Source organism: Nocardia sp. NPDC050712 (genome assembly GCF_040654295.1).
GTDB lineage: Bacteria > Actinomycetota > Actinomycetes > Mycobacteriales > Mycobacteriaceae > Nocardia.
The window spans coordinates 786861-809772 of sequence record NZ_JBFAHT010000002.1; the positions used below are offsets into that span (position 1 = coordinate 786861).

At 68.9% G+C, this 22912-nt stretch carries 20 protein-coding genes; 11 read left to right on the forward strand and 9 right to left on the reverse strand.

Features of this window, described 5'->3' with window-relative positions; all coding sequences use genetic code 11:
• Window positions 1–8 precede the first annotated feature (8 nt).
• On the forward strand, window positions 9–1208 hold the full coding sequence (locus tag AB0H76_RS14115) for a helix-turn-helix domain-containing protein (RefSeq protein ID WP_357322507.1): 1200 nt from the start codon (window positions 9–11) through the stop codon (window positions 1206–1208).
• A gap of 266 nt (window positions 1209–1474) precedes the next feature.
• Here the strand turns inward: AB0H76_RS14115 and AB0H76_RS14120 are convergent, their stop codons facing one another.
• The gene (locus AB0H76_RS14120) at window positions 1475–2185 is read right to left on the reverse strand and encodes a uracil-DNA glycosylase (protein ID WP_357322510.1); all 711 of its coding nucleotides are present in this window, start codon (window positions 2183–2185) and stop codon (window positions 1475–1477) included.
• Between the two features lie 254 nt (window positions 2186–2439).
• Between AB0H76_RS14120 and AB0H76_RS14125 the strand changes: the two genes are divergently transcribed.
• The 3 genes from AB0H76_RS14125 to AB0H76_RS14135 are packed head-to-tail and all read left to right on the forward strand — an operon-like array spanning window position 2440 to window position 5548.
• On the forward strand, window positions 2440–3726 hold the full coding sequence (locus AB0H76_RS14125) for an amidohydrolase (RefSeq protein WP_357322513.1): 1287 nt from the start codon (window positions 2440–2442) through the stop codon (window positions 3724–3726).
• A gap of 44 nt (window positions 3727–3770) precedes the next feature.
• Complete coding sequence (locus AB0H76_RS14130; protein WP_357322516.1) at window positions 3771–4991, forward strand: cytochrome P450; 1221 nt, start codon at window positions 3771–3773, stop codon at window positions 4989–4991.
• On the forward strand, window positions 4988–5548 hold the full coding sequence (locus AB0H76_RS14135) for a helix-turn-helix domain-containing protein (RefSeq protein WP_357322519.1): 561 nt from the start codon (window positions 4988–4990) through the stop codon (window positions 5546–5548). Before AB0H76_RS14130 ends, AB0H76_RS14135 begins: the two co-directional genes overlap by 4 nt.
• Window positions 5549–5569: 21 nt before the next feature.
• Here the strand turns inward: AB0H76_RS14135 and AB0H76_RS14140 are convergent, their stop codons facing one another.
• Window positions 5570–6172 carry a QsdR family transcriptional regulator gene (locus tag AB0H76_RS14140; RefSeq protein WP_357322521.1) on the reverse strand — a complete coding sequence of 201 codons (603 nt, stop codon included), beginning with the start codon at window positions 6170–6172 and terminating at the stop codon, window positions 5570–5572.
• Between the two features lie 63 nt (window positions 6173–6235).
• Between AB0H76_RS14140 and fabG the strand changes: the two genes are divergently transcribed.
• From fabG to AB0H76_RS14155, 3 genes are all read left to right on the forward strand, one after another.
• Window positions 6236–6985 (forward strand): 3-oxoacyl-ACP reductase FabG, encoded by a 750-nt coding sequence (gene fabG, locus AB0H76_RS14145; protein ID WP_357322524.1) that lies wholly within the window; start codon window positions 6236–6238, stop codon window positions 6983–6985.
• A gap of 4 nt (window positions 6986–6989) precedes the next feature.
• A complete protein-coding gene (locus tag AB0H76_RS14150; RefSeq protein ID WP_357322527.1) occupies window positions 6990–7442 on the forward strand; it encodes a MaoC family dehydratase in 453 nt (150 codons plus the stop codon).
• 166 nt (window positions 7443–7608) lie between these two features.
• Window positions 7609–8034: a hypothetical protein gene (locus AB0H76_RS14155; protein ID WP_357322530.1), complete on the forward strand. Its 426-nt coding sequence runs from the start codon at window positions 7609–7611 to the stop codon at window positions 8032–8034.
• 69 nt (window positions 8035–8103) lie between these two features.
• Here AB0H76_RS14155 and AB0H76_RS14160 read toward each other — a convergent pair whose 3' ends face one another.
• Genes AB0H76_RS14160 through AB0H76_RS14180 form a run of 5 tightly spaced genes read right to left on the reverse strand, consistent with a single transcriptional unit; the run spans window position 8104 to window position 15167 of the window.
• Complete coding sequence (locus tag AB0H76_RS14160) at window positions 8104–10866, reverse strand: DUF5682 family protein (RefSeq protein ID WP_357322533.1); 2763 nt, start codon at window positions 10864–10866, stop codon at window positions 8104–8106.
• Window positions 10863–11975, reverse strand: a complete 1113-nt coding sequence (locus AB0H76_RS14165; protein WP_357322535.1) for an AAA family ATPase — start codon at window positions 11973–11975, stop codon at window positions 10863–10865. The genes AB0H76_RS14160 and AB0H76_RS14165 overlap by 4 nt, the downstream gene beginning before the upstream one ends.
• Before the next feature lie 11 nt (window positions 11976–11986).
• Entirely contained in the window at window positions 11987–13303 is a 1317-nt protein-coding gene (locus tag AB0H76_RS14170; protein WP_357322538.1) for a VWA domain-containing protein, read from the reverse strand.
• Window positions 13300–14652, reverse strand: coding sequence for a hypothetical protein (locus tag AB0H76_RS14175; protein WP_357322540.1), 1353 nt, complete (start codon window positions 14650–14652; stop codon window positions 13300–13302). The genes AB0H76_RS14170 and AB0H76_RS14175 overlap by 4 nt, the downstream gene beginning before the upstream one ends.
• 26 nt (window positions 14653–14678) lie before the next feature.
• Window positions 14679–15167 carry a hypothetical protein gene (locus AB0H76_RS14180; RefSeq protein ID WP_357322543.1) on the reverse strand — a complete coding sequence of 163 codons (489 nt, stop codon included), beginning with the start codon at window positions 15165–15167 and terminating at the stop codon, window positions 14679–14681.
• Window positions 15168–15448: 281 nt separating this feature from the next.
• On the opposite strand from AB0H76_RS14180, the gene AB0H76_RS14185 reads away from it, so the two are divergent.
• From AB0H76_RS14185 to AB0H76_RS14195, 3 genes are all read left to right on the forward strand, one after another.
• Window positions 15449–16993: an NAD(P)/FAD-dependent oxidoreductase gene (locus AB0H76_RS14185; protein ID WP_357322545.1), complete on the forward strand. Its 1545-nt coding sequence runs from the start codon at window positions 15449–15451 to the stop codon at window positions 16991–16993.
• Window positions 16994–17088: 95 nt separating this feature from the next.
• The gene (locus tag AB0H76_RS14190) at window positions 17089–17883 is read left to right on the forward strand and encodes an SAM-dependent methyltransferase (protein ID WP_357322548.1); all 795 of its coding nucleotides are present in this window, start codon (window positions 17089–17091) and stop codon (window positions 17881–17883) included.
• Window positions 17884–17945: 62 nt separating this feature from the next.
• The gene (locus AB0H76_RS14195) at window positions 17946–18695 is read left to right on the forward strand and encodes a ferritin-like domain-containing protein (RefSeq protein WP_357322551.1); all 750 of its coding nucleotides are present in this window, start codon (window positions 17946–17948) and stop codon (window positions 18693–18695) included.
• A gap of 537 nt (window positions 18696–19232) precedes the next feature.
• Here AB0H76_RS14195 and AB0H76_RS14200 read toward each other — a convergent pair.
• Complete coding sequence (locus AB0H76_RS14200) at window positions 19233–20006, reverse strand: IclR family transcriptional regulator (protein ID WP_357326177.1); 774 nt, start codon at window positions 20004–20006, stop codon at window positions 19233–19235.
• A 169-nt stretch (window positions 20007–20175) separates the two neighbouring features.
• Here AB0H76_RS14200 and hutH point away from each other — a divergent pair, with 169 nt between their 5' ends.
• Window positions 20176–21723 (forward strand): histidine ammonia-lyase, encoded by a 1548-nt coding sequence (hutH, locus tag AB0H76_RS14205; protein WP_357322554.1) that lies wholly within the window; start codon window positions 20176–20178, stop codon window positions 21721–21723.
• A gap of 36 nt (window positions 21724–21759) precedes the next feature.
• Here hutH and AB0H76_RS14210 read toward each other — a convergent pair whose 3' ends face one another.
• Window positions 21760–22869, reverse strand: a complete 1110-nt coding sequence (locus tag AB0H76_RS14210; protein WP_357322557.1) for a PQQ-dependent sugar dehydrogenase — start codon at window positions 22867–22869, stop codon at window positions 21760–21762.
• Window positions 22870–22912 lie beyond the last annotated feature (43 nt).

Sequence of the window (22912 nt, forward strand, 5' to 3'; positions counted from 1 at the left end):
GTCCTGCCATGCGTGTCCTGCTCGACGGTGAGACCGACCTGTTCGGGCTGGCGCAACTGGTGGCGCAGAACGCGGGCGGGATGGTCTCGATCGAGGATCCGCAGTCCCATGTGCTGGCCTATTCGGCCTCCGGCGAGGCCGCCGACCCGCTGCGGATCCGATCGATCCTGGGCCGGGAAGGGCCGCACGAGTATCTGCGCGTGCTGCGCGAATGGGGCGTCTTCGACCGGCTGCACCGCACCGACGAGGTCATCGACGTGCCCGCGCATCCGGAGCTGGATATCAAGCGGCGCTTGGCGATCAGTATCCGGCAGCCGTCCGTGGACGCCGCGGTCGCGCCCCGCCTGCTCGGCACGATCTGGTTGCAGCAGGGCGATCGGGCCTTCGAGCCGGGCGCGCCGGAGGTGTTGCGCGGGGCCGCCGCCATCGCCGCGCGGATCATTTCGCGCATTCTCGACGCGCCGTCGACCGAGGCGCTGATGGTGCAGCGGTTGTTCGGAGTGCGCGGCGAAGGGGTCGACATTCCGTCCGTGGCGGGGGCGTTGAATATTCCGGCGCAGGGCCCGGTGGCGGTGCTCGGATTCGCCTCGACTGCCGGTGCGGATGCCGCCGGGTTGATCCGGTTGCACGCCAGCGCCTTTCGGCGGGACGCCGTCACCATGGCCCACGACGCGCGGATCTATGTGCTGCTGCCGGGATTTCGCTCCGAGGGTTCGGTCACCGCCTGGGTGCGGCAGCTGGTCGAGCGTTTCGAGGGCGAGCAGTCGATCCCGTTGCGCGCGGCGATCGCGATTCCGGTCGGTGAGCTCGCCGCGGTGGCCGGTGCGCGCCGGGAGGTGGACCGGGTGCTCGACAGTACGGCGCAGACCTACCCGAAAGGCCGGGTCACGACTCTGGCCGAGTCTCGGACGGCGGTGCTACTGGGCGAGATCCTCGGCCTGCTGCGCGCGGAGCCGGACTTGCGTGACCCACGCTTGGACGCGCTGTACGACTACGACAGCGCGCATTCGGCGAATCTGGGCGCCAGCGTCGAGGTGTATCTGCGGGCACACGGCGACGTCCGTGCCGCGGCACAGACACTGCGGGTGCACCCGAATACCCTGCGATACCGGATTCGTCGTGCCGAGCACGTGACCGGGATGAGCCTGGCCGACCCGGCGGACCGGCTGCTGCTCGAACTGCAACTGGCGCTGCGCAAGCCCGGCTGAGGCGGAATTGGCATGGGATGCGTCGGTGTCCCCTCCACGACGGGCACACGCACCGACGTCTCCCGCTGGTTCATCGGATCGAGTCCAGGCGATATAACGGAACCACCGTGCACGGCACCGTGACCGGGTGCTCCGGGTCGAGCGCGTTACCGATCATCGCGACCGTGGTCGGCGAATACGGCTGGGCGACATGCTGCGAGAAAGGTGGAGCCGACCAGGACCACCGGCTTGGGATGCAGCGAGTTACGGTCACGCGGCGGCGCTGATCAGGCCAATCCCGCGGTCGATTTCGCTTGGGTGAGAACGGATTCCAGCATGGCGGGGGTGAGGAGGCCGGTGGAGGTGTTTCGTTGGCTGACGTGGTAGCAGCCGAGGAGCTGTAAGGGTGCGCGGTTGGAAGTCTTGGGGGACAACGTGATCTGGACGCCGTGGCCGAACTTCGGACGTGGGCGGGGGATTGCCCAGCCCGCCTGATCGAGTACCGGTAGCAGGGCCTGCCAGCCGAAACCGCCCAGGACGACGATTGCCCGGACGGTCGGGGCGAGGAGGTCGAGTTCGGTCGCGAGCCAGTGGCGGCAGCGGTCGCGCTCCTCGGGCAGCGGTTTGTTGTCCGGCGGCGCGCAGTGCACGGGGGCGGTGACCCGGACGCCCAGGAGTTCGAGGCCGTCGTCGCGACGCGTCGCAGTCGGCTGGCTGGCCAGCCCCACCGCGTACATCGCCGCATACAGCACATCACCGCTGCGATCACCGGTGAACATCCGCCCGGTCCGATTCCCACCGTGCGCCGCCGGCGCCAACCCGACAATGAGCAGCCGGGCGTCATCCGGCCCGAACCCGGGAACCGGCCGCCCCCAATAGGTCTCGTCCCGAAACGCGGCCCGCTTCTCCCGCGCGACCTGCTCCCGCCACGCCACCAGCCGCGGGCAGGCCCGGCAGTCGGAGACAGCGGCATCCAGTTCGCTGATGGTCCGGCACATACCTCGACTCAACCACGGCCCCGCCCGCGCCCGCGCCACCGCCGGGGTGTTTGCCCGCCCACTCGCCTGAGTGTCGGCCCCCGCCGGTGGGGGACAACTGCGGGTAGGCCGGCCCAGTTATCCCGGCGGTCACGTTTCCGCCGGTGGGATTAACCGAATGATTGCCAACTGGGGAAGTGGTCGCCTGGGTGGCGCTGTCTAGGGCATAGTTGGCAGCGGCAGTCCCTACTCGAAGCGCTGGAAACGGAGCTGTGATGTCGGAGCCGATCTATGCCGAACTGGACAAGCGGGCCGCTGCGGTTGCTGAGCAGGTGGTGGGTTGGCGGCGGCATTTGCATCAGAATCCGGAGCTTTCGAATCGGGAGGAGGCGACCGGGGCGCTGATTGCTGATCATCTGCGTTCGCTCGGTGTGGATGAGGTGCGCACCGGTATTGCCGGGCACGGTGTTGTCGGGGTGCTGCGGGGTAGCCGGTCGGGGGACAAGGTCATTGCGTTGCGCGCTGATATTGATGCGCTGCCGGTGCCTGATCTGTGTGGGGTCGACTTCGCGTCCGAGGTGGTCGACCAGGACTATCCCGGTGGGCCGTTCCCGGTCTCGCACGCGTGTGGGCACGACTGTCATACGGCGATGCTGCTGGGTGCGGCGACGGTGCTGGCCGGGGTGCGTGAAAACCTGCCGGGGACCGTGCTTTTCGTGTTCCAACCGGCGGAGGAGGGGCCGCCGGTCGACGAGAAGGGCGGGGCGGCGCAGATGCTCGCCGAGGGCGCGCTCGACGATCCGGTGCCCAGTATGGCGTTCGGCTTTCATGTCACCCCGTATCCGAAGGGCTACATCGGCTATCGCGTCGGGAATCAGTTCGGCGCGTCCTGCCTGGTGAAGATCGTGGTCACCGGCCGGCAGGTGCACGGTTCGACGCCGTGGATGGGGGTCGACCCTATGCCGCCGGCCGGTGCCATCCTCACCGGCATCGGCCAGCTGTACCGCCAGCTCAACGCCTTCGATCCGGTGACGGTCAGCATCGGGCACATCGAGGATGTCGGGCGCTTCAACATCATCGGCCAGACCGTCACCCTGTGGGGCACCATTCGCTGCGCCGTCGAGTCGGACATGCCGGAGGTGCAGCGGCGGCTCGACACCCTCGCCACGAACACCGCCGCGGCCTACAACTGTTCGGCCACAGTCGATTTCCTGCAGGACGTGCCGGCCGTGCACAACCTGCCGCAGTGGGTCGAGGCGGGACTGCCGACCTTCCGCCGGGTGGCGGGCGCGGACCAGGTGCTGGAGACGGCCGCGACGCTCGGCTACGACGACGTCTCGGAGTTCGTCAACAAGTACGGCGGCCTCTACGTGACGCTGGGCGTGCAGGACGCGCGGATCGGCGCACAGGGCATGCCGGAGCCCGTGCCGGGCGGCCGCGGCATGGTCATGAACCACAATCCGCACTTCTACGCCGACGACGACACCCTGGTCACCGGCGTGCGCCTGCACAGCCATGTGGCATACGACCACCTCAGCGGCACCCTGTCGCCCGCAACCTGAAACACGTTCTAGACAAAATCAATTAACTGTCTTACCGTGGCGACATGTCGTCAGGGTTGTCCAGCAGCGTCCGGTTCGAACTCCGATCGGGGGTGACGTGGCAGGACCCGTGGTCGATGTATGCGGCACTGCGCGACCACGATCCGGTGCACCACGTGATTCCGGAGCAGGATCCGGGCTCGGATTACTTTGTGCTGTCCCGGTATTCGGATGTCTACGAGGCGGCCCGCGACTGCGCGACCTACTCCTCGGCCTCGGGCTTGACCGTGGATTACCAGGATCTGGAAAAGGTGGGCCTCGGCGAGAACAAGCCGTTCGTCTTCACGGATCCGCCGGAGCACACCGAATTTCGCAAACACGTCGCCAAGGGGTTCACGCCGCGTCAGGTCGTGGCGGTCGAACCGGCGGTGCGCGAATTCGTGGTCGAACGCATCGAGCGGCTCAAAGCCGCGGGCGGCGGTGACATCGTCACCGAGTTGTTCAAGCCGTTGCCGAGCATGGTGGTGGCGCACTATCTCGGTGTGCCGGAAGAGGATCGATCCAATTTCGACATCTGGACCGAAGCGATCGTCGCGGCCTCCGCGCAGGGCAATGTCGCCGACGCGCAGGCGGCGGTCGGGGAGTTGCTCCAGTACTTCACCGGACTGATCGAACACCGCCGCGCCGAACCCGCCGACGACACCGTCTCCCACCTCGTGGCCGCGGGTATGGGCGCCGACGGCGACTTCGCGGGCATCCTGGCCATCATCGGCTTCGCCTTCACGATGATCACCGGCGGCAACGACACCACCACCGGAAACCTCGGCGGGGCGGTGCAATTGCTGCATCAGCGGCCCGATCAGCGACAGCTGCTGATCGAGGATCCGGGCCTGATCCCGGACGCCGTCGAGGAATTCCTGCGGCTCACCTCGCCCGCGCAGGGCCTGGCCCGCACGGTGCGCCGTGATGTGGAACTGCACGACACCCTCATCCCCGAGGGCCGGCGGGTGCTGCTGCTGTACGGCTCGGCCAACCGCGACGAACGCGAATTCGGCGCCACCGCAGGGGAACTCGATGTCCTGCGCAGGCCGCGCCAGATCATGACATTCAGCCACGGTAACCATCACTGCCTCGGCGCGGCCGCCGCGCGTTTGCAGGCCCGCGTCGCGCTGGAAGAACTGCTGGCCCGCTGCCCCGAGTTCACCGTCGACCTCGACGGCGTCCGCTGGTCGGAGGGCAACTACGTGCGCTGGCCCACGAACGTCCCGTTCCAGGTCGCCGGATGAACGGCTGGCTGCGCGACGAGCGGACCGACGCGGCGGTGGAGCGAATCCTCGACGCCGCCGGTCGGCTGTTCGCCGAACACGGCGTCGCCGACACCGGAATGGCGGAGGTCGCCCGGGCCGCGGGCTGTTCCCGCGCCACGGTGTACCGCTACTTCGACAACCGCCAGGCCCTGCGCCTGGCGTTCGTCCACCGCGAGGCCCGGCGCTTGAGCGCGGAGGTGACCGAGCAGGTGGCCGCCGTCGCGGACCCGGCGGAACGCATCGTGGCCGCCATGCTCGCGGCGGTGCACGCGGTGCGCGCCGACCCGCTGCTCATCGCCTGGTTCACCCCGGCCAACGCCGGGTTCGCCGGCGACATCGGGCACTCGTCGGAGGTCATCGAGTCGATGGCCGCGCACTTCCTGGGCAACGGCAGCGCCGAGCCGCCCCTGCTCGCCCGCTGGATCACGCGGGTGATCGTCTCGCTGCTGACCGTGCCGGGCCGCGACGCCGCCGAAGAACGCGCGCTGCTCGAGCAGTTCGTAGCGCCACTGCTCGAGCAGGTAGCGGCTCCCTAGATCGGCACCGCGAGTGGTGCCTCAGCTGACGCCGGGGTTGGCGCCGACGAGGACGGCGACCACCTGGCGTAGCCGGTCGACGTCGCCGCGGATGCCGGCGGCGCGATCGTTGTAGAGGAAGGCTTCGGCCAGGCGGACCAGGGAGTAGGCGAGGAGGGGGCGGTCGAGCGGCGGTTCGTAGCCGTCTTCGTGTTCGACGCGGGCGATCAGTTCTTCGACGGCGGCAACGGCTCTCGTCTGGACCGGGCCGTCGCCCGCGGTGATGATGCGCAGGCCGGAGAGGGGCTCGTTCTCGAAGTAGCGGCGGAAGGGTTCGTTGTCGGACTCCCAGCGGGCGACACGGTCGAAGACCTCCAGCACGCGCTGGGCGCCCCGGGTCTGGCAGCGGGCGTCGGCGCGGGTGATCAGGCCCTCGTACTCTTGGATCAGCATGGCCCCGAGTAGGCCGTCGCGGGACCCGTACCAGCGGTAGATGGAGGCGCGGCTCAGGCCTAGCTCCGCGGCGATCGCCTGCACGTCGACGCGCTCGCCGGCCAGGAAGGCACGGCGAGTGAGTTCGAGGACCTGTGCTCGGGTCGCCGAGGCCGGGCGGCCGGGCGAACGAGTGGGCGGGGGGTTGCGCACCGGGTGAATAATACAGCTCGTAACGTATGTCTCGAACGCCGACCATTCACGTTAGGAGTCTCCATGACCCGAACAGCCATTGTCACCGGATCCGCCCGCGGCATCGGGGCGGCCACCGCGCGTCGCCTCGCCGCCGACGGTTTCGCGGTCGCCATCCTGGATCTCGACGAATCCGCCTGTAAGACCGTGGTTTCCGAGATCGAGTCCGCGGGCGGCAAAGCCCTGGCCGTCGGGGTGGACGTCTCCGACGAGCAGTCGGTGCAGGCCGCCGTGCAGCGGGTCGCCGACGAGTTGGGCGCGCCCACCGTGCTGGTGAACAACGCCGGCATCCTGCGCGACAACCTGCTGTTCAAGATGTCGCTGTCGGACTGGGATTCGGTCATGAACGTGCACCTGCGCGGCTCGTTCCTGATGAGCAAGGCCACCCAGAAGTACATGACCGAGGCCAAGTGGGGCCGCATCGTCAACCTGTCGAGCACCTCGGCGCTGGGCAACCGCGGCCAGGCCAACTACTCCGCGGCCAAGGCCGGTCTGCAGGGCTTCACCAAGACCCTCGCGATCGAGCTCGGCAAGTTCGGCGTCACCGTGAACGCGATCGCGCCCGGCTTCATCCAGACCGACATGACCGCGTCCACCGCCGAGCGGGTCGGGGTGCCGTTCGACCAGTTCATCGCGGCCGCCGCCACCCAGATCCCGGTGCAGCGCGTCGGCCAGCCCGACGACATCGCCAACACCGTGTCCTTCTTCGTGGGTGAGGCTGCCGGATTCGTCTCCGGCCAGGTCATCTACGTCGCGGGCGGACCGACCTGCTGACGCCATGAAGATTTTCGACGGCACCGCCGAACTGGAACAGGCCGTGGGCACGCACCTCGGCTACAGCGACTGGCACACCATCACCCAGGAGCAGGTGAATCTGTTCGCCGAGGCCACCGGCGATCACCAGTGGATCCACGTCGACCCGGTCCGGGCCGCCGACGGACCCTACGGCACCACCATCGCGCACGGCTACCTCACTTTGTCGCTGCTGCCGATGCTGGTCTCTGAGGTCTACCGCGTCGACGGCCTGAAGATGGCGATCAACTACGGCTCGGACAAGGTCCGCTTCCCGGCCGCGGTGCCGGTGGGCAGCCGCGTTCGCGCCGGAATCGAACTGGTCGCGCTGGACCGGAAGTCCTCGGGCGTCCAGGTCAGCACCCGCGTCACCATCGAAATCGAGGGCGCCGCGAAGCCCGCGTGCGTCGCGGAACCGCTCGCGGTCCTGGTGGACTGAAACACCCAGCGTCCCGGTAGCCCGTGGCTACCGGGACGACAGGCGCGTGACGCGCTGGCGCGAACCGGCCTGCCGGTGGGGGTGCAGCGGATACGATCAGGCGCACTGGACCGGCCGACGCAGTTCCATCGACGTGCGGCGGCGCCGCGCGACGAGGGGCCTCAGGATGGGCGAGCGGGTTAGCGGGATATCGGCCGACCGAGTGCGGGCTCGGGTCGGTGTGGTGGCTGTCGTGTGTGCGGCGGTGGCGCTGCTGGGTGCGCCCGGGGCCGAGGCCACCGCGACCCATATTCGGGTCATGCCGGACATCAACTTCGGCTCGTCCACCAACTACGGCGTCGGTTGCAGCTACACGATCCAGGCGTTGGTCACCGATGCTGTCGCACCGGTGTACTTCTACGACAACGGGATTCCGCTCAGCGCGCAGCGGCCGACCGGCGGTACCGCCCTCCTGAAATGGGTCCCCGCCACACCGGGCCCGCACACGATCAGCGTCGTGCAGGCGCCCGACGACGTCATCACCGCCGCCGTCGAGGTCCGGGTCGGAACAGGTACCCATCTCGGTTACGGCTGCCTCGTCACGGGCGGCTGACCGCCGGCGCGTGCCCGAAACGTGGAACAGCCCACGGCCGGTGTGCCGCAGGCTGTTCCGTTGTTCTGGTCAGGCGCTCGGGAGCAGCTCCGCGAGCGCGGTGGCGGTGGTGGGGTGCTTGTCCAGCAGAGCGGTCAGGGCCTTGCTGGTAGTGGGCCCGGCTTCCTGCCACCCGCCCGCGTAACCCAGCAGATCGGCGAGCGCGTCGCAGCCGGCGGGGTGGGCGCGGAGCAGGTCGGCGGCGGGGCCGCCGTCGGCGACCGATAGCACGGCGAGCGGCTTCGGGGCCGCGAGCCACGGCGGGACCCAGGCCTCGATCGCGGGCAGGGTCGCCGGGAAGGTGCGGCCGGCTTCGCGGGTGAGCGACGGGATGAGTTCGCCCGCTTGGCCTTTCAGGGTGGTGATGAGTTTCGGCAGCCAGGGGAGCAGGACCGAGTCCGGCAGGCGGCCGAAGGCCTTGGAGAGCACCTCCACGATGAACGGCTTCAAGGTGGGGACCGGGTCCATCGCCTGGATGAAACCGCTCAGGTACTGCGGGAATGCCGGGACCACCAGGGGATTGGCCAGCATGTCGTCGCAGCGGGTGCGCAACTCCGGGAGCGTGAGCAGCCCGAGCTGATAGCGGGTGGCCCACAGCAGCGCGACCTTCGCGGGTGCTTCCGGATGCGACTGCAGAACGGCCAGTTCCAGCTGCGTGTGGTCGCAGCCCAGCGAGAGGGCCAGATTCTCCATGCCGAACAGGAAGCCGAGCATGGCCGCCACCGGGCGCACACCGGTGTCCTCGTCGGTGAACGCGGTCGGCAGCAGCGTGCAGTAGTGCGCGTAGCCCGCCGTGACGAACCTGCCGCACCACTCCGGCAGACCGGCTTCGGTCGAGCGGAAATAGTTGAGCAGCAACCGGATTCGGCGCAGCACCTCGGGCGCGTCGTCGACCGAGCGTTCGGCGGCCAGGAGTTCGACCGCGCGATTGCCGAGTTCGTCGGCCAGCCGGGACGAGCCCAGATACAGCAGCGCGTCCTCGACCGCGGCGAGCGCCACCGCCGCCGTCGCGTCCGGCTCGTTCACGGCACGCCGCAGCCGCTGCTCCAGCACCTGCTCGAGGGTGACACCCTCGTAACCGATCTGGACCAGGGACCGCTGGTGCTTGCCGATCGCCAGATCCCAGGACTCCTGGATCGAGCGTTCGCCCAGCGCCCGCGCGCCCATGATCGGGCGCACCGCGTCCGAGGGCATCAGCCGGCGCAGGATCCACAGCAGGTCCGAGCACGGTTGCAGGTGCTTGTCGGTGTGCAGATCGAGCAGGCAGCGCTGCACGGTGCGTTTGCTCAGGTCCAGGCCGAGTGGGGCCAGCCGATCCAGGACGTCCTGAGCCAGCGGCGGCAGCGCCGCGTAGCCGACCTGGCCGATGCGGTCACCGCCGAGCAGGATCTCGCACAGCCGGCGCACATCGCGGCGGCCGGGCGTGTGATCCTTCTCGATGCAGGTGATCGCCGCGTCCTGGAAGTCGTACGGCGTCGGCCGGGTCCGATTCCGCATGCCCGCCAGCAGGATCGAGGTCTCGAAGATGGCGATGGCGTCGGCGGTGGAGGCCAGGTAGCCGTTGCGCCGGGCCAGGCGCACGATGTCGACCGACCACTCCAGGAGCTCGGCCTCGTCGAGCGAGTCGAGTTGCGGAGGGCTGGAAAGGAATCCGGTGAGTTTGTCGGCCGCCGCCGGTGCCGCGGGCAGCGGTTTCACCTTGCCGCGCTTGGCCTTCGCCGCCTGCCCGCTGAGCTGGAACGGCTTGATTCCGGTGCGCCGCAACCCCTTCGACCAGGTGGCCGCCGCGATCGACACCGACCCCGAGGCGAGACCGAACTGCGCCTCGATCGCGGAATGGCTGGACGGGATCAACCCGTACTGCCACTGGGTGGCCGACCGCGGGGTGATCTCGAACGGCGCCTGCGCGGCCAGGCCGAACTGCTCGACGCGGCTGGCGGCGTGGAACGCGCCGCAGATGTAGAGGCAGTCGGCCGGATCGGCTCCGGTCGCGGCGAGGTGCTCGCGCATCCGGGTCCACATGTAGCGTTCCCGATCCTCGTCGCGGTCCAGGTCGGTGCGCCGCAACCGGCGGAACAGGCTGCCGATCAACACCATCACCTGGCGGTAGGTGTCGTAGTCGGCGTCGGCCAGCGGCTGTTCGACGTACTGGTCCCACCACTCCGACCAGTGCCGGACCTTGCCGTGGTGCAGCAGATGCTGTTCCAGCTCGGCGAAATGCGGTCGCATATCGCCGATTTCGATGCCGACGGCGTCGCCGTGCAGGGCGGCTTCCGCGCTGTCGGGCTGCTCGGCGGGCTCGGCCGGTTCGGCGGGTGTCCACTGGAAGACGTGATCGGTGGACCGGTCGACCAGCACCAGCTCCACCCCGGGCGTATCGAGTGCGTAGGCGATGGCCTGGTACTCGGCGGACGCCTCGGTGATCGGCGCGACCACCGACAGCGGCGCCCACTCCTTGGGGAACCCGTCCAGCTCGCCGGCCCAGGCCTGCACCGCGACCGGCAGCTTGCAGTTGCGCAGCTCGTCGAGCATCGGGCGCAGATCCTCGCACAGCTCCAGATAGATGACGCTGGGCCGCTTCTCGTGCAGACGGCGGGCCATCGCCAGCGCGGAGGCGGGCGAGTGGTGGCACACCGGGAAGATCTCGAGCTGCTCGCGCAGCGCCCGGTCGACATCGTCGACGATACCGGTCAGGATGCCGGCCACCGCGTCGGTATCGCCCGCGAAGTGCGTTGCGGCGGTGGTGAGCTGGTCGCGTAGCGCCGTGAACGACGCGGTGGTCGAGGTGGTCACGAGAGCCTCGCGATGGCGTCGCGGCCGCCCTCCAGGAACTGCGACCAGTCGCCGCCGCCGTTCTTGGACTTCGGTTCGACGACGCCGTGCCAGAACTTGTTGAGGATGGCCAGGTCCTCCGGTGCGCGCCGGGCCAGCGAGCCGACCAGCGAACTCGCCAGGGTGTTCGCCCGCAGCGTGCTGTCGCCGAAGAACTGACTGTGCAGGATCGCGTCCTCGAGGACGCCGATCTGCTCCGCGGTCGACAACGCCGACTCCAGCTTCTCGTCGTCGCTGGACGCGGCGGCGGCCGCCGCGCGCAGATCGGCGAACGAATCCAGCAGGATGTCGAGCAGGGTGGGCGGCACCTCCAGCTCGATCTGATGCCGGCGCAGCAGTTCGGCGGTGCGGAAGCGGACGATCTCGGCCTCGCTGCGCTTGTTGGTCACCACCGGGACCCGCACGAAGTTGAAACGCCGCTTGAGCGCCGAGGACAGATCGTTCACGCCCCGGTCGCGGCTGTTGGCGGTGGCGATGATGGAGAAGCCGGGCTTGGCGAAGACGATGTTGTCGTCCTCCAGCTCGGGAATGGACACGTACTTCTCCGACAGGATCGAGATCAGCGCGTCCTGCACGTCGCTGGTGGAGCGGGTGAGCTCCTCGAAGCGCCCGATCACGCCCTGCTCCATCGCGGTCATGATGGGCGAGGGGATCATCGAATCCCGGGACTGGCCCTTGGCGATGACCATGGAGATGTTCCAGGAGTACTTGATGTGGTCCTCGGTGGTGCCGGCGGTGCCCTGCACGACCAGGGTGGAGTTGCGGCTGATCGCGGCGGCGAGCAGCTCGGCCAGCCAGCTCTTGCCGGTGCCCGGGTCGCCGATCAGCAGCAGGCCGCGATCGGAGGCCAGGGTGACGATGCTGCGTTCGACGAAACTGCGGTCACCGAACCACTTCTGGTCGATCTGGCGGTCCAGGCCGGCGGCCCGCTCGGAGCCGAGGATGAACAGCCGCACCATCTTCGGGCTCAGCCGCCAGGAGAACGGCTTGGGGCTGTCGTCGATGGATTCGAGCCAGGCCAGCTCGTCGGCGTACTTGACTTCGGCAGGGGCGCGCAAGGTGTCGGACATGTCGGAGTCTCCTAGTCGAGAAAGTTCTTGAGTTCGTGGACGAGTTTCTGGATGCGGCCCGAGATGACCGGGGTGCCCATGGTTTTGAAGCGGTCCCGGAACCACGGGTTCACGCTCTGATGGCCGGAGCTGTTCACCGAACCGACGGGAATGAACTTCACGCCGTTGCGGTGCACGGACTGCATGGCCTCGAACAGCGGCTGCGAGCGGTCGAACTCGTAGAAGTCCGAGATCCACACCAGCACGGTGTTTTTCGGGTCGGCGATCTTGGGCTGGGCCATGGCCATCGCGACCGGGCCGTCGTTGCCGCCACCCAGGTTGGTGCGCAGCAGCACCTCGAACGGATCGTGGACCCAGGGCGTGAGATCGATGGCGCGGGTGTCGTAGGCGATCAGGTGCACGTCCACCTTGGGCAGCCCCGCGAAGATGGACGCCAGGATGGTGCAGTTCACCATGGAATCGGTCATCGAGCCGGATTGGTCGACGACCACGATCATGCGCGCGGGCGTGGTGCGCTTGGCGGTCTGCTGGTAGTACAGCCGATCGACGTAGAGGCGCTCGTCCCGCGGGTTCCAGTTGGGCAGGTTCTTCCAGATGGTGCGGTCGATATCGAGGTTGCGCAGGATGCGCTTGGGCGGCACCGAACGGTCCACCGTGCCCGCGGTGCTCTGCTGCACCTGGGTGCGCAGCACCTCGGCGACCTGCTCGACATAGCGCCGGATCAGCGACTTGGCGTTGGCCAGCGCGACACCGGACAGGTTCGACTTGTCGCGCAGCAGCTGTTCGATCAGCGACATGCTGGGCGTCAGCTGGGCGGCCAGGCTCGGATCGGCCAGCACCTCGCGCAGCCGCATCCGGGAGACCAGATCGCCCTCCAGGCCGGCCAGCACGGCGCGCATCTCGCCGCCGCACTCCGCGCCCAGTGTGCGCCGCAGCCACTCCGCGTCACGCTGCCAGCCGGCCAGCTGGGTGGCGCTGACGCTGCCGGAACCGGTGGCGAAGACGTTGAGCAGCAGCTTGGAGACGAGCGCGGCGCTGCGAACCTGGTGCGTGTCAACGCTGCTCGTCAGGTCGGCCGCCTCGAGGCTGCTCTCCTCGTCCGGTTGCACCGCGGTGCCCAGCGCCTCGAAGTCGGCTTCGAGCTCCGGAAAGCGCTGCACCACATTGTCGATCGAGACGCCCGGATCCAGCACCGCGGCCGGGAGTCCGTGCTCGTCGACGATGGCCACACTGGAGGATTCCAGGGCCGCCTGTGGTTCGTTGTCGAAGATGCCCGCGAGCAGCCGCCAGTAGAGGATCTGCCGCTGGGTCTCGTATGTCTCGGTCATTTGCGCAGCAGCCGTCCCGCTCGTTCGCGCAGCACAGCCACGGAATCACCCGATTTGGCCTGTGCCTTCACGACTTTCGGATCGGTCGGCCCACAGGCCCAGTCGCCGCCGTGCGTCTCGGTGACCACGCCCTTGACCTTCTTCTGCACGGCCAGCGGCCGCAGACTCCAGCGACCGGCGTCCCAGCGGACCAGGCCGATGCAGGCCGCGGAACCGGTCAGCGTGCTCGGGGTCAGCGGACCGCAGCTGGGCAGCCGGTCCAGTTCGATCGCGAGCCGGTGGCCGTCGAGCTCGAGGGCGCCGTCCTTGACCCGGTAGCCCTCGAGCAGGACCGGCTCGGCCAGGTGCACCGGATCGCGATCCAGCGGGGGCACGGGCGGGGCGGTCGCGGCGGCGAGCTGGATCCGGGCGGTGGCGAACGGATCGGCCGGGCCGCCGAGCGCGGCGCGGTCGTCGTGCCAGAGCAGGTCGTCACTCGCGGTGAGCGGCATGTCGGTGAGCTCGAGGCAGCGGTGCTCGGCGAGCGCCTTCAGTAGCTGCGGATGAGCGCCGAACAGCTGCCAGACGGCGGGGCCGACGATGGTGTCGACCTTGGCCGCTGAGACGGCGGCCCGGACCCGCCGGGTGCTGCCGTCGGAGGCTTCCAGTACGCCGTAGACCTGGGCCTGGACCGCGGTGCCGTGCTCGTGCACGTCCACGCCCAGAACGAGCAGCCGGCCGGAAACCGTGGTGGGCGCGGCGGATACCTCCGCCCGCCAGGTCAGCAGCAGCGCCCGGGCCCACAGATCGGCCCAGCGCTTGGCAGGCACCCGATCCATGGTGGCGACCGGACTGGACGCGCTCAGCTCCGCGGTGAGACCGTCCAGCAGCACCGCGAGCCGCCGCAGCTCCGGCTCGGCCCACAGGGCCTCGACCGTTTGATCGGCCGCGGCGACGAGGTCGTGGTCGACGCCGCGCCAGCCCGCGATCGCCAGCTCCTGGAGCCAGGACTGGCTGCCCACGACCAGGTTCCCCGGCGTCGTAGGGGCCGAAGCGTACTGCACCCATTCGTATCTCAACCGCCCGAGAGCGGTATCGAAATGCCCGGCGAGTGCGTCGTGCACGGCGCCGAGCAGCGCGGCGCGGCCGGCGGCGAGCGCCGATAGCTCTTCGGGGCCGATCGAACCCGAGCCGAGGCCGGTGACGGCGGCGGCGACCGGCGCGCCCAGCGGCGAGGTGGCGACCGCGGCGGCCAGCGCGGCCAAGGCCGCGGCCTGCTCGTCGCCGATGCGGGCGAAACCGTGCACGAGCGCGTCGTCGAACCCGGCGATGACCTCGAGGGCTTCGGGAACCCCTGCGGGCTCTTCCAACAGGTGAGCCAACTGTGTTGCCAGCATCAGCGCGCCACCCCCGTGGCCGGGAACCACTGCATCTCCGGAATCGGCGCGGCGCCGCCGGGCAGTTCCAGATAGGACAGGTGCCGCAGGAACCGGCTGAAAACCGCTGCCGCCGGGGCGGGCTCGCGGGAGCCGTCGAGGGCCGCGCTCAGCGTCCGGGCGTCGGTGGCCTCGACCCGCAGGAAACTCGCCACCCGCTCCACCCCGTATTGCAGGACCGCCTCGGTGATCAGCGCGTCCAGATGCTTGCACTGCCAGCCGCCGTTCAGGCCGCCGCAGGGGCGATTGTTGTTCGTGCTGCAGCTGAGGCCGTGCGTCTTGGCGGAGATCGACGACACGTAGACGCGTGCGATATCGGACCCGCTCGACACCACGCCCTGCAGCCGGCCCTCGGCCATTTCGACGAACGGCACCTTCGCCAGCTTCCGGGGCGCGACGGTGGGCAACACCCGCACCACCGACGCTCGCTCCCATTCAGAGTGCTCCATCGCCTTCCCTCCCGTTGCTTGTCATGGTGATCAATTTACGCGAGGGCACCGACAAGTTCCGGGCCGCCGAAACGTCTACCTATCTGGTCGTTTGGCTTGTCCGGCAAGTTGATTCGAGTTGTCGGAGGGTGCTGATACGGTCCGCGCGGGCAGCTCCGGGCGAGCGGTCGCGGGCGCCGGGCCGGGGCGACAGGAGGAGCGCTGGACGCGATATCGGACAACTTCGGGCAAATAGTGCGCGTCGGCGGTGCCCGGGCCGCCGGGCGTGCTATCGAGGACAGATGACCCCGACGCGCTCCACCTACGATGTCGTGATCGTCGGCGGCGGCCACAACGGCCTAGTCGCCGCCGCCTATCTGGCGCGGGCCGGCCGCTCGGTGCTGCTGCTGGAAAAGCGGCCGGAGACCGGTGGCGCGGCTGTCTCGGCGCGGATGTTCCCCGGTATCGACGCGCGTGTGTCGCGCTACTCCTATCTGGTGAGTCTGCTTCCGTCCCAAATCATTCGGGATCTGGAGCTGCGCTTCGAGGTGCGCCGGCGGCGGATCTCCTCCTACACGCCGGTGGGTTCCGGTGGACTGCTGGTCGACACCGGGTCGGCCGAGCGTACCCGCGACAGCTTCGTCCGCCTCACCGGCAGCGACCGGGATTACCAAGCGTGGCAAGGCTTTTACGCCGCCACCGGCCGGCTGGCCGAGCGGGTTTTCCCGACCCTGACCCAGCCGCTGCCCACGCGCGCGGAGCTCGCGCGCCGGATCGACGATCCGGCGATGTGGGAGGCGGTCTTCGAACGACCCCTCGGCGAAACCATCGAAGCGACCTTCGCCGATGACACGGTGCGCGGAATCGTGCTCACCGACGCCCTGATCGGCACCTTCACCCACGCCCACGATCCGGCGCTGCTGCAGAACCGCTGTTTTCTCTACCACGTGATCGGCGGCGGAACCGGTGACTGGGATGTGCCGGTCGGCGGGATGGGCGCGCTCACCGATGCTTTGGCCGCGGCGGCCCGCGCCGCCGGGGCCGAGATCGTCACCGGTTGCGCGGTCACCGCGATCGAAACCGACGGCGGCACAACCGAAGTCCAGCACGAGCAGGGAACCACCGGGGCCGGTCATGTCCTGGTGAACGCGTCACCCTACGAGCTGAATCGCCTGCTCGGTGTTGCCGAACCCGTCAAACCCGAAGGCGCGCAACTGAAAGTGAATATGGTGCTGCGCCGCCTGCCGCGACTGCGGGACAGCGCGGTGGACCCGCGCGACGCCTTCGCCGGAACGTTCCACATCGCCGAGTCCTACAGCGAACTCGAACAGGCCTACCGCGACGCGGCGGCGGGCCGGATCCCGTCGACGCCGCCGTCGGAGATCTATTGCCACACCCTGACCGACCCGTCGATCCTCTCGCCGGAAGCCGCCGCGGCGGGGCTGCACACCCTCACCTTGTTCGGATTACACACCCCGGCAAGGCTGTTCAGCGCCGACCCCGAGAAAATCAAGGCGGAGGCCGTGAAAGCAACTCTCGCGCAACTGGATTCGGTGCTGGCGGAGCCCATCGCGGATTGCTTGGCCGCCGACGCCACCGGCAAACCCTGCCTGGAGGCCAAAACCCCATTCGATCTGGAGACCGACATCGGCCTGCCGGGCGGCCACATCTTCCATCGCGACCTGGCCTTCCCCTACTCCGACGAGGATCCGGCCGACCCTGCCACCCGCTGGGGCGTCGGGACCGGCCGAAAGACCGTATTCCTGTGCGGGGCAGGCGCGGTGCGCGGCGGTGGGGTCAGCGGTATCGGCGGCCACAACGCCGCAATGGCCGTGCTGGAGTCCTAGGCGGCCGAGGGCAGTCCGCGGAACCCGCTCCGGTGGGTGGTCCATCGGCAGTACAGTCACCGCGACGCAATCGTTCCTTTCCCGCAGGAGCCGCTATGGCGAACAAGCGCAAAGACCTAATTCGCACCGATATTCCACATTCGGCTCGCATCTGGAACTACTGGCTGGGGGGTCGCGACAACTACGAGGTCGACCGCGCGGTGGGGGAGTCCTCGGTGCAGGGGTACCCCGACATCAAGACGATGGCGGTCCAGTCCCGGCAGTTCCTGATCCGCTCGGTGCGGTACCTGGCGACCGAGGCCGGAATCCGGCAGTTCATCGATATCGGCACCGGCCTGCCCACCATGGAGAACACCCACGAGGTCGCCCAGCAGGCCGCCGCGGACTCCAAGATCGTCTATGTCGACAACGATCCGCTGGTGCTCGCGCACGCTCGGGCACTGCTGGTGAACACGACCGACGAGGGCGTGACCACCTACCTGGAGGCCGATTTCAACGAGCCGGAGGCGATCATCACCGACGCCCGCAACGTACTGAACTTCAAGGAACCGATCGCGGTGCTGTTCATGGGTGTGCTCGGTCACGCGCCCACCACCGCGGACGCGCGCCGCATCATCCAGACCATGATGGACGCCGTCGTTCCCGGCAGCTATCTCGCGCACAACGACGGCACCGACGTCGACGAGGGCTACGTCCGGCTGTGCCACAACTACGCGAAATCCGGCGGCGTTCCCTACAACCCGCGCCCGCACAAGGACATCGCGACCTACTACGAGGGCCTGGAGCTGGTCGACCCCGGGGTCGTGCCCCTCAACTACTGGCGCACCGACGAGGAAGCGCAGGGCATCCGGCCCGGTTCGGTCTGGGGCGGGGTCGGGCGTAAGCCCTAGCCCGCACACAATCTCCACGTTCGCGCCCGCCGATCCGCACAACCGCTTCCTATGGTTTGCCTATGGATGAGGTGCAGGTCGGCGCGGGCGGCGCCACCGATTTCGCGCGGTGGACAGGCGAGTTCGAAGCGAAAGTGGTCGCGCGAGCGGCCGCGGGCGACCCGGATTGGGCCCGCGGCGCGCGCCTGGATCCGGCGGTGGCGCGCAGCGTGCAGCGCTTCCAGGTCGGGGAGAGCGGCGACGGCGCGAATCTGATCGGCAAGGCGGATCGGGCCGGGGATCCGGTGTATTCGGCGGCGGTGCGGCTGTTCATCGCCGAGGAGCGCAACCACGCACGGCTGCTCGGGCTGCTGCTGCGGGCCGGCGGGCAGCCCACCCTCTCCGGGCACTGGACCGACGCGGTGTTCGTGCGGTTGCGGCGGGCGCTGGGCCTGCGCGTCGAATTGATGGTGCTGATGCTCGCGGAAGTCGTTGCGCTGCGCTATTACCGCGCCCTGCGCGACGGCACCACCGATGCCCTGACCACCCAGGTGGCCGGGCTCATTCTCGCCGACGAACAACGGCACGTTCCCTTCCACTGTCAGCGCCTGCGCGTCGCTTTCGCCGCGAGTTCCCGTCCGGCACGGCTTTTCGCCGTCGCCGTGTGGTGGGTGCTGATGGTCGGTGTGACGGCGGTCGTAGCCGTGGACCACGGGCCCGCGCTGCGGCAATTCGGCGTGCGGCGGGCCGATTTCGGCCGCGGCGTCTTCGGGCTCTTCGCCGTGATCGTGCCCTCGGCCATCCCGCTGCGCGACCCGGTCCGGATTGCCTGATTAGGAAAACTTTCGGTCGCTCGATATTCTCTGGGGTCGCTACCATTGGTAGTACACAGTCGATGAAGTGAGCGGGAAAGAGCGAGATGAGTTTTCGGCAGATCGTAGCCGGCGGCGGAACACAGCGGATTCAGATCAAATTCTGCTACCGCCTTCAGGTCGCCGCGTCTGAAAAGGCGGCCATGGAAAGGGTTCTGGGCTCGCATCAGAGCAGTTCGCTCTCGTAGGCGTAACGCCCATCGCAGTCGAGCCGAATCTTCGGGTAGAGCTCAACCGCGACGGCGACGGATTCGCCTGCGAGACAGACAGAGCCATATGAGCGACCGGCCGCAGCCGAATACCGTCCAGCAAGTAGCGAGTAAGAGAACCTGAAAATAGGCGCCGGGATCGGCGGCGGGCTACTGGTATTCCTATTGTTGGCCGGTGTGGCCGGGTGCGGTGCTGGTCATAAACCAGGCGCCGAGACGGTGCCGACGACCGCGCGGGTCGCGCCGATTGCTACGCAATTGCCTACCACCACTGTGGTGCCGACGGCGCTCAGTTCGGTCGTCCGCCGATGCGGCGGGTGAGTTCATCCGCGGCCCAGCGGACTTCGCCCGCGAGCGTGGACCAGTCCGCCTCGCACGGCACGGTGTCGCAGTGGTGTCGCAGCGTGACACTGATCGCGGCGATCGGATGATGCGCGTGATCGAAGATCGGACGGGCCACCGACGCGAAACCCGATGTGACGTGACCATCCTCGCAGGACCAGCCGCGCCGCCGTTCGGTCGACAGCAAGGCACGTAAAGCGGCGAGCGTCCTGGGCCCGCGATCGGTGCGATGCACGAAAGCGCCCGCGGCGGGAAACAGCGCGCGGACATGCGCCGCCGGCAAATGCGCGAGAATCGCCCGCCCCGAGGCGGTCAGATGCGCGGGCAAGCGGACGCCGACATCGCTGACCAACGTCTCCGGCCGCGCCGGATGCTCTTTGATCAGATAGAGCAACTCATTGCCGTGCAACACCCCCAAATGAGCGTTGTGCCCCACCTGTTCGACCAGATCCCGCAGCAGCGGCGCGGCCAACCGCTCCAGCGGATCATGCCGCAGATACGCCGATCCCAACTCGAACGCGGCAATCCCGAGCCCATAGCGCCGCTCAGCCGGTAGATGCGTGACAAACCGAGCCTGCTCGAGTTCCGCCAGCAGGTGGTAAGTCGTAGACCGAGGCAGCGCCAACTCGCGCGCGATACTGGCCGCCGAAATCGGCCCGGCCCGAGTCGCGAGCAACCGCAACACGGCAAGTCCGCGGCGCAGGGCAGGGATATCACTCATCGCCGCACCGTGCCTCCGCTCGTGCCGGTCGCGGCACGGCGAGATCGCCGCGCATGGCCGGGGCTCGCTGGCGCTCGCGCACGCTGTCACCTCCGATTGTCTGAAATACCAGACTGTATCCGGCGTGGCCTCGTTCTGCCGGGGGCTTCGCGGTTGTGGAATGAGACCCATGCCGGATACCACACAGGTCGAATTGGATGGGCCGCTGTCGAGGGAGTTGGTTGTCGCTGTCGCGCGGGGGGATGCGCGGGTGCGGTTGAGTGCCGCCGCGGAGAAGCGGGTGCGCGGTGCGCGGGAGCATGTGGATGCGCTGGCGGCGGGCGCCGTGCCGACCTATGGGGTGTCGACCGGGTTCGGGGCGTTGGCGACGCGGCATATTCCGCCGGAGAGCCGGGCGGCGTTGCAGCGGTCGTTGATTCGCTCGCATGCGGCGGGGGCGGGGCCCGCGGTCGAGCGGGAGGTGGTGCGGGCGCTGATGGTGTTGCGGCTGCGGACGTTGGCCACCGGCAACACCGGGGTGCGGCCGGAGACGGCGCAGACGCTGGCGGCGCTGTTGAATGCGGGGATTGTGCCGGTGGTGCCGGAATACGGATCGCTCGGCTGCTCCGGAGACCTGGCGCCGTTGGCCGCGATCGGACTGGCATTGCTGGGGGAGGGTGAGGTCGTCGACGCGGGCGGGGTGCTGCGGCCCGCCTCGGACGCGCTGCGCGCCGCGGGAATCGAGCCGGTCGTGCTCGCGGAGAAGGAAGGGCTCGCGCTGACCAACGGCACCGACGGCATGCTCGGCATGCTGGTGCTGGCGCTCGACGATCTGCACCGGCTGCTCGATGTCGCCGACCTCACCGCGGCGATGAGCGTGGAGGCCCTGCTCGGCACCGACCGCGTGTTCGCGGCCGACCTGCAAGCGCTGCGACCGCACCCGGGGCAGGCGCGGTCCGCGGAACGGATACGCGCGGCACTGGCCGGCTCGGACATCGTGGCCAGTCATCGTGGGCCCGACTGCAACCGGGTCCAGGACGCCTACTCGCTGCGCTGCGCACCCCAGGTGCACGGCGCCGCCCGCGACACGATGGCGCACGCCGAAACCGTCGCCGACCGCGAATTGGCCGCCGCCATCGACAACCCCGTAGTCCTGGCCGACGGCCGCCTGGAATCCAACGGGAACTTCCACGGCGCCCCCGTTGCCTACGTCCTGGACTTCCTCGCCATCCCCATCGCCGACGTCGCCAGCATGGCCGAACGCCGCACCGACCGCATGCTGGACACCGCCCGCTCCCATGGCCTCCCGGCGTTCCTGGCCGCCGACCCGGGCGTCGACTCGGGCCACATGATCGCCCAGTACACCCAGGCCGGCGTGGTCAGCGACCTGAAACGACTCGCGGTACCCGCCTCGGTCGACTCCATTCCGAGCAGCGCGATGCAAGAGGACCACGTATCCATGGGCTGGTCGGCAGCCCGCAAACTCCGCAAGGCGGTGGACGGCCTGACCACCGTTCTGGCGATCGAATACCTGACCGCGGCAAGGGCATTGGACCTGCGCGCACCGCTGCGCCCAGGCCCGGTCACGGCAGCGGCCGTCGCCCTGCTGCGCACCGAGGTCCCCGGCCCCGGCCCCGACCGCCACCTGGCCCCCGAAATCGCAGCCGCCGAAGAACTCGTCCGCTCCGGAGCGCTGAACGAGGCAGTCGCACACCTGCTCAACGCGCCCACGGAATAGGACAACCCTTCGTCGCACCTATCGGTTCGACCATGCCTACCGTGCTGGGAAGCGCAGGATTCGGTCGTCGCCGTCGCGGACGTCGCCGCGGCCGTCGGTGTTGGAGGTGGTCAGCCAGAGGGCGCCGTCGGGTGCTACCGCGACAGTGCGGAGGCGGCCGTATTGGTTGGTGAGGAGGGGTTTGGGTGCGGTGAGGGTGGTGGTGGCGGTGATCGTCGTGGTCCAGAGGCGTTCGCCGCGGAGGGCGGCGACGTACAGGGTGTCGCCCGCGATGGCTATGCCGGAGGGGGAGGCGGCGGAGGTGGGCCAGGTCAGGAGGGGGTCGGTGAAGCCGCGGTCGGCTCCGCCGGTGCCTTCGATCGTGGGCCAGCCGTAGTTGCGGCCGGGTTCGATCAGGTTGACCTCGTCGAGGCGGTTCTGGCCGAATTCGGCGGCGAAGAGGCGGCCGGTGCGGTCCCAGGCCAGGCCCTGGACGTTGCGGTGGCCGAGGCTGTAGACCGGTGAGCCGGGTGTCGGATTGCCCGGCGCGGGTTGGCCTTTCGGTGTGAGGCGGAGGATCTTCCCGTTGGGGCCGCCGGCATCCTGTGACCGGTCGGTTTGCCCGGCATCCCCGGTGCCCACGTAGAGCATCCCGTCGGGACCGAACTGGATTCGGCCTCCGTTGTGGTTTCCCGCCTTCGCGATCCCGGAGAACACGACCTCCTGCGGGCCGTCCAGCCGGAATCGCACAATTCGGTTGTCCGATTCCGCCGTGAAATAGGCGTACACCCAACGATTTTCGGCATAGTCGCGGGGAATCGCCAAGCCCAGCAGTCCGCCCTCGCCGCGCGCAACCACACCAGAGACCTGGTAGACCTGCTCCGGTGCGCGCCCCGCCATCACCCGCACGATCCGCCCGGTATCCCGCTCGGCGACCAGCGCCGCGCCGTCCGGCAGGAACGCCAACCCCCACGGCACGTCGATCCCGCGCGCGATCTCCTCCGCCGCACCGAGATCCGGCACCCCCGACGGCGTACTCGGCGCGGTACTACTGACCAAGGTGCCGCTGGAACGGCTATCCGGTTCGGAATCCCCGCCGCACGCGGTCAGCGCCGCACCGGCGACCAGTGCGACAACCATCGATGCGATACGCCCTCGGCTACTCATACCTTGGTCCTTACCCGATCGCCCGGCCTGATCACTCAGCATG

Bases quoted from the DNA above. Each gene is read 5' to 3' on its own strand.
- AB0H76_RS14185 (WP_357322545.1), top strand. From the start codon at position 15,449: ATGACCCCGACGCGCTCCACCTACGATGTCGTGATCGTCGGCGGCGGC.
- AB0H76_RS14135 (WP_357322519.1), top strand. From the start codon at position 4,988: ATGAACGGCTGGCTGCGCGACGAGCGGACCGACGCGGCGGTGGAGCGA.
- hutH (WP_357322554.1), top strand. From the start codon at position 20,176: ATGCCGGATACCACACAGGTCGAATTGGATGGGCCGCTGTCGAGGGAG.
- AB0H76_RS14170 (WP_357322538.1), bottom strand. From the start codon at position 13,303: ATGACCGAGACATACGAGACCCAGCGGCAGATCCTCTACTGGCGGCTG.
- AB0H76_RS14210 (WP_357322557.1), bottom strand. From the start codon at position 22,869: ATGAGTAGCCGAGGGCGTATCGCATCGATGGTTGTCGCACTGGTCGCC.
- AB0H76_RS14200 (WP_357326177.1), bottom strand. From the start codon at position 20,006: ATGAGTGATATCCCTGCCCTGCGCCGCGGACTTGCCGTGTTGCGGTTG.
- AB0H76_RS14150 (WP_357322527.1), top strand. From the start codon at position 6,990: ATGAAGATTTTCGACGGCACCGCCGAACTGGAACAGGCCGTGGGCACG.
- AB0H76_RS14165 (WP_357322535.1), bottom strand. From the start codon at position 11,975: ATGTCCGACACCTTGCGCGCCCCTGCCGAAGTCAAGTACGCCGACGAG.
- AB0H76_RS14155 (WP_357322530.1), top strand. From the start codon at position 7,609: ATGGGCGAGCGGGTTAGCGGGATATCGGCCGACCGAGTGCGGGCTCGG.
- fabG (WP_357322524.1), top strand. From the start codon at position 6,236: ATGACCCGAACAGCCATTGTCACCGGATCCGCCCGCGGCATCGGGGCG.
- AB0H76_RS14120 (WP_357322510.1), bottom strand. From the start codon at position 2,185: ATGTGCCGGACCATCAGCGAACTGGATGCCGCTGTCTCCGACTGCCGG.
- AB0H76_RS14125 (WP_357322513.1), top strand. From the start codon at position 2,440: ATGTCGGAGCCGATCTATGCCGAACTGGACAAGCGGGCCGCTGCGGTT.
- AB0H76_RS14190 (WP_357322548.1), top strand. From the start codon at position 17,089: ATGGCGAACAAGCGCAAAGACCTAATTCGCACCGATATTCCACATTCG.
- AB0H76_RS14130 (WP_357322516.1), top strand. From the start codon at position 3,771: ATGTCGTCAGGGTTGTCCAGCAGCGTCCGGTTCGAACTCCGATCGGGG.
- AB0H76_RS14195 (WP_357322551.1), top strand. From the start codon at position 17,946: ATGGATGAGGTGCAGGTCGGCGCGGGCGGCGCCACCGATTTCGCGCGG.
- AB0H76_RS14180 (WP_357322543.1), bottom strand. From the start codon at position 15,167: ATGGAGCACTCTGAATGGGAGCGAGCGTCGGTGGTGCGGGTGTTGCCC.
- AB0H76_RS14115 (WP_357322507.1), top strand. From the start codon at position 9: ATGCGTGTCCTGCTCGACGGTGAGACCGACCTGTTCGGGCTGGCGCAA.